We start from the raw sequence: 9,402 nt of genomic DNA, 5'->3' as shown, positions 1-9,402 counted from the left end.
CATACCAGTTCGTTCTATGAGTGGCAAGGATTTATGGAAGGTGCAGCAGTGTCAGGAATTACAGCCGCTAAGCAGCTTCTCGCACTGCTCAAAGGCAATCGCTGATCCCTCTCAAGGAAAAGAATTCTCAGGGGAACGTCTGCCCCTGAAATAAGAAGGAAGTTGCAGGGATATTGTCACTTAACCGTTGTAAACTCCTGTAGTTACTCGTGCAGATTCACCTATAATTTTGCAACCAGTCAACTGAAGACATAGAGCAATTCTTCTATGAGCAACTGGCACCCCACAGCCTGTATCTTATGTTCGCGAAATTGTGGTCTTCTTGTTCAGGTCGAAGCAGGACACTTGGTCAAGATCCGGGGAGATCAAAATCACCCGATTAGTGCTGGCTACCTTTGCCAGAAAGCGGCGCAACTGAATCATTATCAGAATCATGCCAATCGATTGCATCACCCGCTCCGCCGAACCCCAGATGGAAGTTTTGAACCTATCTCTTGGGACACTGCTATTGCCGAGATTGCCGATCGATTAATCGAACTCCAAGATGCACATGGTATGGACTGCCTCGCTTACTAGGGTGGCGGCGGTCAAGGGAACCATTTGGGTGCGATGTACAGCAGTGCATTTCGTCAGGCAATGGGAATTCGGTACTACTACTCTGCCTTGGCACAGGAAAAAACAGGCGATTTCTGGATCAATGGGAAACTCTTCGGGCGACAGAGTTGCCACATCACAGAAGATATCGAGCATACCGACTGTGCAATCATGATTGGTACCAATCCTTGGCAATCTCACGGCATCCGCAATGCTCGTCGAACTTTGAAGCAGATTGCGAAGGACCCGTCGCGTACTCTGATTGTTGTTGATCCACGTCGGACTGAAACTGCACAACTCGCGGATATCCATCTTCAGTTACACCCAGGTACCGATGCCTTTCTACTCGCAGCGATGTTAGCAACGATCGTGCGTGAAGGCTGGGAAAACCGCCAATTCTTGCAGCAACACACCGTGGGATTCTCAGAACTGCGTGAGGTGCTGTTGCAGGTTCCGATCGACGAATGCATTGCACAAACCGGACTCGCACCAGAACAAGTCTTTGAGACTGTTCAACGGCTAACTAGAGCAAAATCCGCCTGTGTTCGGGTAGATTTGGGATTGCAGCAGAGCCGCAACAGCACCCTGAACTCCTATCTAGAGAAGTTGCTCTTCTTACTCACCGGAAATCTGGGTAAGCGAGGAGCCAATACCTTTCATAGCTTCTTTCTCCCGATCGTCGGGCACTCTGAACCCAAGGGTAAAGCGCGATCGCTGCTCAAGACTGCTGTCACGGGTGCCGCTGAAATTGCCGAACTGTTTCCCCCGAACGTTCTTCCAGCAGAGATCGACACCGACCATCCTCAGAGAACTCGTGCCCTGATTGTCGATAGTGCAAACCCGATCGTTTCAGCCGCAGACACACAAGCCTATCGTCAAGCTTTTGAGAAATTAGAGCTACTCGTCGTCATTGATGTCGCAATGACGGAAACCGCTCGATATGCTCACTACATCCTGCCAGCCCCTTCCCAATTTGAGAAATGGGAAGCCTCATTCTTCACTTTAGATTTCCCGACGAATGGATTTCATCTCCGCAAGCCCCTCTTCGCTCCCCAATCTGACACATTACCGGAGCCAGAGATCTACCGCCGCTTAGGAATTGCAGTCGGAGTGGTGCCCACAGCATTCCCCATGCTGACAGCAGCCGCTCGTTTGCATCATCGTTTCCCCAATCTCGGCATCTACTACTATGCGCTGGTTAGCGCGATCGCGCTCCGACCCAAGCTTAATCGGATTGTTCCCTTTGTCTTGCAAGGATCGCTGGGCAAAACGTTACCCGATGGCGCAGATGTGGTGGCTCCCTTCTGGGGTGCGAGTCATCTCTACGTTCGGCAGCATGGTGCAGCCGTCGTCCGCACCGGACTCAAAGAACGGGGGAAAGCACTGGCAGAAGCACTATTTGAGCGAATTATGACAAGTCCTAGTGGGACAGTGTTGAGTCATCACCGCTATGAGGACACATGGTCGTTTATTCGTCATCGGGATGGTCGGGTACATCTGCTCATTCCTGAGATGATCGAAGCACTTCAAGCCCTTCCCAATCAATCGAATGCAACTTCGGAAGACTATCCACTGATTCTAATTGCGGGAGAGCGACGTGCCTATAACGCCAATACAATTTATCGCGATCCTGCCTGGAGAAAGGAGGATTCCAATGGGGCATTGCACATTCATCCATCGGATGCGGCTCGTTTCGGATTAGAGAACGGTGCGATCGCGCTATGTGAATCATCCCGCGGAAGTATCCAGGTTCGAGTTCAAATCAGCGATCAGCTCCGTCCCGGCGTGGTTAGCTTGCCACATGGGTATGGGCTTGACTATCCCGATGCAACCGGACAGTGCACTTCACACGGTCCTTTGATTAACCTTCTCACCGATGCCAAGCACTGTGACCTCATTAGTGCTACATCGTTTCACAAGCATGTGCCCGTTCGCTTGAAAGCCGTATCACCATAAGCCAATATCAAGCCAAGGTATGCAAAAAACTTCAGGGAAGTAGTTGCCCACTCCCCTGAAGTTTCACCATGCTGACTGTTCCTGGTTTAGGTCTGCCATCCAGACGCATCAGCGATCGGATGATCACCGTACCGTTTATGCTGAGTCTAAGCCGGAGCAGCCTGTACGCGATTCTGTAGCAGATTCATGATCGCAGTTTTTTCCAGCAAGCCCACTAAGACATTGTTCTCTTGGACAACGGAGAGTGCCGTTAGCTTACGGTCTTCCAACAAAGTTACCACTTCTGACAGGGGACGATCGCTCTGCACCATTAAAGATGGATCAAGCGGTTTTACGAGGGATTGAACCAAGGTTTCAGACCACAGCTCGCTCGGAATTGCTTTCAAATCGTCGATGGAAAGAGTACCAATGAGTTGCCCATCAGAATTCGTGACTAAAAACTTCTGCCACACCCGCTGATCCAGAATCCGCTGATCGGCAAACTCTCGCAATGTTGACGAAGCATTGACAATCGGACTACTTGCACTAACTGCATCAGATGCCGTCAGCCCTGCTAATTTATCCAAGACCACACCATACTGAGCAGCTTGACCAGCATTCTGGAGTAAGAACCAGCCGATCAGGATGTTCCAGAAGTTCAGCCCACTGCCAAAGACAACCAGCGGCAGAAGTCCTGATGCGATCGCTAGCCAACCAATCAGTTGACCCACGCGACCTGCAAACTTCATCCCTTTGTAAGGGCTACCCGTCACTTTCCAGACCAATGCTTTCAGAATATTGCCACCATCGAGCGGCAAACCCGGAATGAGATTAAAGAGCGCTAACGCTAAGTTAACCGAAACCAATACGCCCAGGATTGCAGCAGGTGCGCCCGATACTCCAGTACCGACTACAAAAACCGTCGCTAAGCCAGCGAGAAGCAAACTGACTAAGGGACCTGCGATCGCGACTTGAAATGCCTCGGCTGGGGTTTCTGACTCTTTTTCTAAGCTCGCTAATCCCCCAAATAGGAACAACGTAATGGATTTGACTCTCACACCCTGTTTCAGTGCCACAAAACTGTGCCCAAGTTCGTGAGCCAGCACGGAGCTAAATAACAATAGCGCTGTGAGTAACCCTAAACCCCAAGATAGCCCTGAGGGTAAATTTGGAAATTGGGCTGCCAATCCTGAGCCATAGCTGAAGGTGACTAAACCCAACACCAAAAACCAGGACGGGTTGACATAGAAAGGAATTCCAAACAAACTGCCGACACGAATGTTGTTATTCATATCGGGTACCTCCGATGTTATGAGCGCCTTTGGCTCTTTCTTCTCTAATGTAACGAAATGTGAAACACTTTCTCATCTTTCCATTACCGCAATGACCGTCTCTTTCTGGTTCGTTGCAGGGAGGGAAATACGGATTGGAATTGCTGCTTGATGTTCTAGGTACTTTCGCGTGCATGAGTTCTAGAATGTCTCTTGCGTGAATCATGAAATCTAGCATTTTTTGCAACTTTATTCTCCAGCGCAACTTTTCTGAAATGCTCCTCAGTTTGCTTGTGTCTATGAAAGGCGAGCGATTTGGGACAATGCAATGGCTGAACTCACTGGAAAAGTCATTTACGCAGGCGAAGCAGGCTATGCAGATGCGCAGCTGAACTTCAATATGCGATTTGCTGTCTCGCCACTGGCGATCGTCTTCTGTCAGTCTGTACAAGATGTCGTCAACGCTGTAAATTGGGCGCAGATCAGCGGAGTTCCGGTACGAGTTCGGGGCGGACGACACAGTTATGAGGCGTTTTCGGTTGCAGATGATGCGCTGATTATTGATCTCAATGACATGGAGCAGATTCGATTCGATCGCACCACAGGACAAGCAACCATTCAAGCTGGCGCAGAACTGGTTCCAATTTATGAAGCCCTCGCCGCAGAAGGAGTAACAATTCCAGGTGGATCTTGCGCGACGGTGGGCATTACCGGATTGACACTAGGAGGCGGCTATGGATTACTCGCTCGTTGGAAAGGATTGACTTGTGATAGCTTGCAATCTGTGGAAATGGTGACGGCTGCGGGAAAACTCATTGTCGCCGATGCTACTCAGAATGTCGATTTGTTTTGGGCATTGCGGGGTGGCGGAGGTGGAAATTTTGGCATTGTGACGGCGCTGAAGTTCCAAACTCATGTGATCGATAAAGTCACCGTCTATCAACTTAAATGGGATGCTAGCGACATAGAACGGGTGATTCAACAGTGGCAAGCTTTTGCACCAGAGAGTGACGATCTCGATACAAGCATTTTGAAACTCACACCGGGAAACTCGGTCTATGTTGTGGGGCAATTTGTGGGAACCGAAGCAGAATTACGCAGTGTGCTCGCGCCTTTATTCTCGATCGCACCGAAAGAAAGCTCGATCGAGACATTACCTTACCTAGAAGCAGTTTATGCCTTTGCTGGGTTGAAGCCGGATTATCCAAAACGCTTAGCACATTGGCATGGTTCACAGACGAAATTCAAAAATGCTTCTGATTATGTTGCTCGTCCACTGGATGCAAAGAGTATTGCGACTATTGTTCAATTCCTTAAGCAAGCGCCGAGTCAGAATGTGGTGCTGCAATTTGATAGTTATGGCGGCGCGATCGCCAAAATTCCCTCTGATGCCACAGCTTTCTTCCATCGCCAAGTGAAATGGAACATTCAATATCAGGCATATTGGACAAAACCGCAGGAGCAAGCTGCCCATATCAGTTGGGTGCAGAACTTCCGCTCAGCGATGAAGCCGTATGTCACCGGAGGATGCTACGTAAATTACTGCGATCGCTCTATTAAAAACTGGCAAACCGCCTACTACGGCAGTAATTGGCAACGATTAAAGCAGGTGAAACAGCAATACGATCCAGGTAACTTTTTTAGTTTTGAACAAAGTATTCCTGTTTATTCTGGCGATCGTGGATTTGCCTAAGCAATCAATCGACGATCGAGGCGGCAATCGCGATCATTTCTTACTCCAGACATTTCGTTGATAAATTTGTTGATAAATTGTGCTTGAGATACACCGAAGAAACTTCAGCGACAGAAGGAGAACAAGTTTCGTTGTGAGGCGAAGTAGAGCCATCTTGTAAAAGCATTTCTTATGTAAACTAACTCAACACTCAAAAGTTAAAAAGTTAAAACAGTCCCTATGCCCCTAAAAATTCAAGGTGCGATTGCCGCAGGACATGCCAAAACGGTCGAAGCAGGCTTAGAGATGTTTCGGCTGGGGGGCAATGTCTTTGATGCGGTTGTGGCAGCAGTCATGGCATCTTTTGTCACTGAACCCACTTTGACTTCTCCCGCAGGCGGTGGCTTTCTGCTCGCGCATACTCAGACTGGAGAAAACGTTCTATTTGACTTTTTCACTCAAACACCATGCCAGAAGCGCCCGCGAGATACAGTAGATTTTTACCCAACGCAGGTCAAATTTGGCAACGTTTTGCAAGAGTTTCACATTGGGCTGGGTTCAATTGCCGTACCCGGCACGATCGGCGGACTGCTGCACGTTCATCGACGACTGGGACGGTTGCCACTAGCCTGGGTCGCTGAACCCGCCATTCACTATGCCAAAACTGGAGTTGAAATCACTGCCTTTCAGAGCTACTGCTATCAGATTTTGGCACCGATTTTGCTTAATAATCCTGGCTCACGGCAGGTCTTTACCGTGCAAGGAGCGTTACCGCAGCCCGGAGCGCTGATGACGATGCCCGATTTGGCGGAAACGCTGTCCTACCTAGCGGCAGAGGGTGCCGACGGCTTCTACAGGGGCGAGATTGCCCATCAGCTTGTGAAAGACTGTCAAGCGCAGGGGGGTTATTTAACGCTAGCTGATTTGTACCATTATCAGGTGATTGAGCGGCAGCCGCTGACAACCCGCTATCGTGGCAGAACGTTTCTCACGAATCCACCACCCAGTTCCGGGGGAGCGCTGATTGCGTTTGCGCTAGCCTTGCTGGAAGACATAGATTTGTCAATGCTGAAATTTGGCTCGACTGAACAAGTACGCCTGTTAGCTCGCGTGATACAGCTTACAAACCGAGCTAGAGCCGATGGTTTTGATGCCAATCTTTATCAGGCTGATGTCGCAAAGCAATTTTTGGCGGCTGACCATTTGGCAACCTACGCCCAACAGTTAAATGCCCATCCAATCAATAAATGGGGCAGCACAACCCATCTGAGTGCCATTGACAGTGAAGGCAACGCCGCCAGTGTCACGACTTCTAACGGTGAAGGTTCGGGTTATGTGATTCCGGGGACGGGAATCATGACCAACAACATGCTGGGAGAAGTGGATTTGCATCCGCATGGCTTTCACAATTGGCAGGAGAACGTTCGCATCTCCTCAATGATGGCTCCAACGATGATCCTGCGGCAGCAGAAGCCAGAGATTGTGCTCGGTTCTGGTGGCTCTAATCGAATTCGCACGGCGATCTTGCAGGTGATTTCCAATCTGCTAGATTTCAAGATGTCGGTGGAGCAGGCAGTGAACAGTCCGCGAATCCACTGGGAGGATGGAGTGTTGAACCTAGAACCCATCGCTGAGTCGCTGGTGATTGACCGCAGCATTTTTCCGTTTGATCAAGTGCTAGAGCTGTGGCAGCAGCAAAACATGTTTTTTGGTGGGGTTCATGCCGTGACTCGGAGTCAGAGTGGAGAGTTTTCCGGGGCGAGCGATCCTCGGCGAGACGGAGCGGTTGGAATTCTGATTTGAATCATGGGCGTGATTGTATTGTGGTCGCCGATAGGATAGCGGTATTGTGAGCGATCCAGTTTTCAGTTATTCATGTCCGTTCTCCTTAGCATTGTTGAGGATGTTGTCCTGTTTGTTGACGATCAAACCTGGTCGCTTAGGCTCTGTTCCAGCAGTAGAAAAGCAATCGAGATCAGACTCGTTAATCTCTGAGTCTGCTGTCTGTAATGTCGAGCATCAGATGAAGTTGGCTCATGCGTATTTTAGGGAAAAAGGAGGACAACCGGCTATTTATCTAACGTAAATTCTCAGTTTTTGGCTACTTTGAATTTAGTTAAACTAGCTGATCGCCATGCCTCCTACCCTCACGTTCCGGCAAACTTTGCTCTACAGTTGCACTTCGATCAGCATCAATTTAATCAATACTGCCGTTTCGACCTGGCTGCTTTACTACTATGCGCCTCCGCCCACTACAGGTGCAGTGCAATATCTCTCAGTTACGGTCGTGGGTCTCTTACTGGCGATCGGTCGCGTTTGGAATGCCATCATTGATCCCTTCATCGGTCATTGGAGTGACACCACTTGCAGCCCGTGGGGGCGACGAACGCCCTTCTTGGTAATTGGCAGTCTCATGACTCTCGGATCACTGCTATTGCTCTGGACACCTTTAACTGCCTATCCTAGCTGGCTAAATGCTTTCTACTTCCTGACAATGGCGATCGTCTTGTACACCGGGATCAGTCTCGTTGGTGTCCCCTATGACGGTAGTCTACCGGAAATGGCAGCGACGGCAGCGGAGCGCGTTCGGCTCAGTATGTGGAAAAACATTTTTGGCATTGTGGGCGTCCTGGGCGGTGCCATCATTGGCAGCGCTGTCTACAACCAGTGGGGTGCGATCGCCATGGGGGGAGTGATCGGAATCCTTGGCGTGGTAACGGTTGGACTGACACTCCCAGTTCTCCCAAAACGAAGCCTACCTACGCTTGACGCAACCGACAAAACCGAAGTAATCGCAGCGTTGAGCTTTTGGCAGAGCCTGCGCTCAACGCTGCGGAATCGCCCGTTCCTGATTCTCTGTAGCTCCACGATTCTCGTACAGACTGCTTACGCGATGTTGCTCTCGAATTTGCCCTACTTTGTTGCCTTGATTCTGCAAGAACCAGAAGCAGCCGTAGGGCGCTATCAGAGTTTGGTAGTGATCGTGATGCTGGCTGCCGCTCCGGTGTGGAATCGGATGAGCCGATACGGGTCAGATCGCCAATTGCTGAAGGTTTCCTTGCTAGGATTGGCGCTGGCGACGAGTTTTCTGACCGTAGTAGGATGGACTTCTGCCCTACCGAATGGGATCCAGGCTGCAATCTGCTTTGGCTTCCTGGGACCTTTTCTAGGCGGTTATTTCATTTTGGTCTATGCGATGATGGGAACGGTCGTTGAGCAGGATGCGATCGTCACGGGACAGCGGCGAGAAGCGTTTCATTACAGTATTTTCTCGTTCTCGGCTGGGATGGGGTTATCGTTCTCAACCCTCATCATCCCACCCATTTTTTCTTACTATGGTTACACCCTAGAGCATCCTGCTGGTGTACGAGTCGTGTTTCTGGTTGCGGCAGCGCTCGTGGTCTTGGGGGTTATCGTCTTCCAGGGCTATCGCCTAGAAGATGCGCCCATTCAAGGGTGAACTAATGTGTAATAGTCGAGTTGTGCTTTTGGGATCATTTTGTTGATTAGATTGCTGAAAACAGCCTAGTTAGCCAATGAAGCGGACAATAGCAAGATTGCTTTTCTCACCAGGGTTTTGGAAATCACTCACTGAACAAAGCAGAGAAAAGAACGCCTGATATTGGATTTTTGCTTTTGATTAAGCGATCTCCGATGGAATTCAAGAGCATTATCAACTTAACGGAACAGATTCAAAATTAGGCACGATAATTCCTGAGGGCATTGTCAGATTAACCGGAACGTAGAATAATCGGACTGGTTTAACTCAGATCACACTTTCCTCATGTACTCCCGTCATCGTTTTCCCGGTGAAATCATTAGTTATTGTGTCTGTCTGTATTACACCTTCCCCTTGAGCTACCGGGACATTGAGAAAATGATGTTGTACCGAGGGATCGAAGTGACGTACGAATCGATTCGGGAATGGTG

At 49.6% G+C, this 9,402-nt stretch carries 4 protein-coding genes and 2 pseudogenes; 5 read left to right on the top strand and 1 reads right to left on the bottom strand.

What is annotated here, in order from left to right:
- Positions 1 to 267: 267 nt before the first annotated feature.
- Positions 268 to 2,550 (top strand): annotated as a pseudogene (locus tag NC980_RS25775) (molybdopterin-dependent oxidoreductase).
- Positions 2,551 to 2,696: 146 nt separating this feature from the next.
- Here NC980_RS25775 and NC980_RS25770 read toward each other — a convergent pair.
- Positions 2,697 to 3,821: a site-2 protease family protein gene (locus tag NC980_RS25770; protein WP_190377108.1), complete on the bottom strand. Its 1,125-nt coding sequence runs from the start codon at positions 3,819 to 3,821 to the stop codon at positions 2,697 to 2,699.
- 307 nt (positions 3,822 to 4,128) lie between these two features.
- On the opposite strand from NC980_RS25770, the gene NC980_RS25765 reads away from it, so the two are divergent.
- The 4 genes and pseudogenes from NC980_RS25765 to NC980_RS25750 all read left to right on the top strand — a co-directional run.
- Positions 4,129 to 5,493, top strand: coding sequence for an FAD-binding oxidoreductase (locus NC980_RS25765; protein ID WP_190377107.1), 1,365 nt, complete (start codon positions 4,129 to 4,131; stop codon positions 5,491 to 5,493).
- A 219-nt stretch (positions 5,494 to 5,712) separates the two neighbouring features.
- Positions 5,713 to 7,275: a gamma-glutamyltransferase gene (gene ggt / locus NC980_RS25760; RefSeq protein WP_190377106.1), complete on the top strand. Its 1,563-nt coding sequence runs from the start codon at positions 5,713 to 5,715 to the stop codon at positions 7,273 to 7,275.
- A gap of 331 nt (positions 7,276 to 7,606) precedes the next feature.
- A complete protein-coding gene (locus tag NC980_RS25755; protein WP_190377105.1) occupies positions 7,607 to 8,932 on the top strand; it encodes an MFS transporter in 1,326 nt (441 codons plus the stop codon).
- A gap of 324 nt (positions 8,933 to 9,256) precedes the next feature.
- Positions 9,257 to 9,402 (top strand): annotated as a pseudogene (locus NC980_RS25750) (IS6 family transposase); the annotation flags it as partial.

The sequence above is a fragment of the Leptolyngbya sp. AS-A5 genome, from assembly GCF_039962495.1.
Classification (GTDB): domain Bacteria; phylum Cyanobacteriota; class Cyanobacteriia; order Leptolyngbyales; family Leptolyngbyaceae; genus Leptolyngbya.
This window is presented reverse-complemented; position numbering and strand designations above follow the sequence as displayed.

Coding starts and splice junctions, on each gene's coding strand:
- NC980_RS25765 (WP_190377107.1), top strand. CDS start 4,129: ATGGCTGAACTCACTGGAAAAGTCATTTACGCAGGCGAAGCAGGCTAT.
- ggt (WP_190377106.1), top strand. CDS start 5,713: ATGCCCCTAAAAATTCAAGGTGCGATTGCCGCAGGACATGCCAAAACG.
- NC980_RS25770 (WP_190377108.1), bottom strand. CDS start 3,821: ATGAATAACAACATTCGTGTCGGCAGTTTGTTTGGAATTCCTTTCTAT.
- NC980_RS25755 (WP_190377105.1), top strand. CDS start 7,607: ATGCCTCCTACCCTCACGTTCCGGCAAACTTTGCTCTACAGTTGCACT.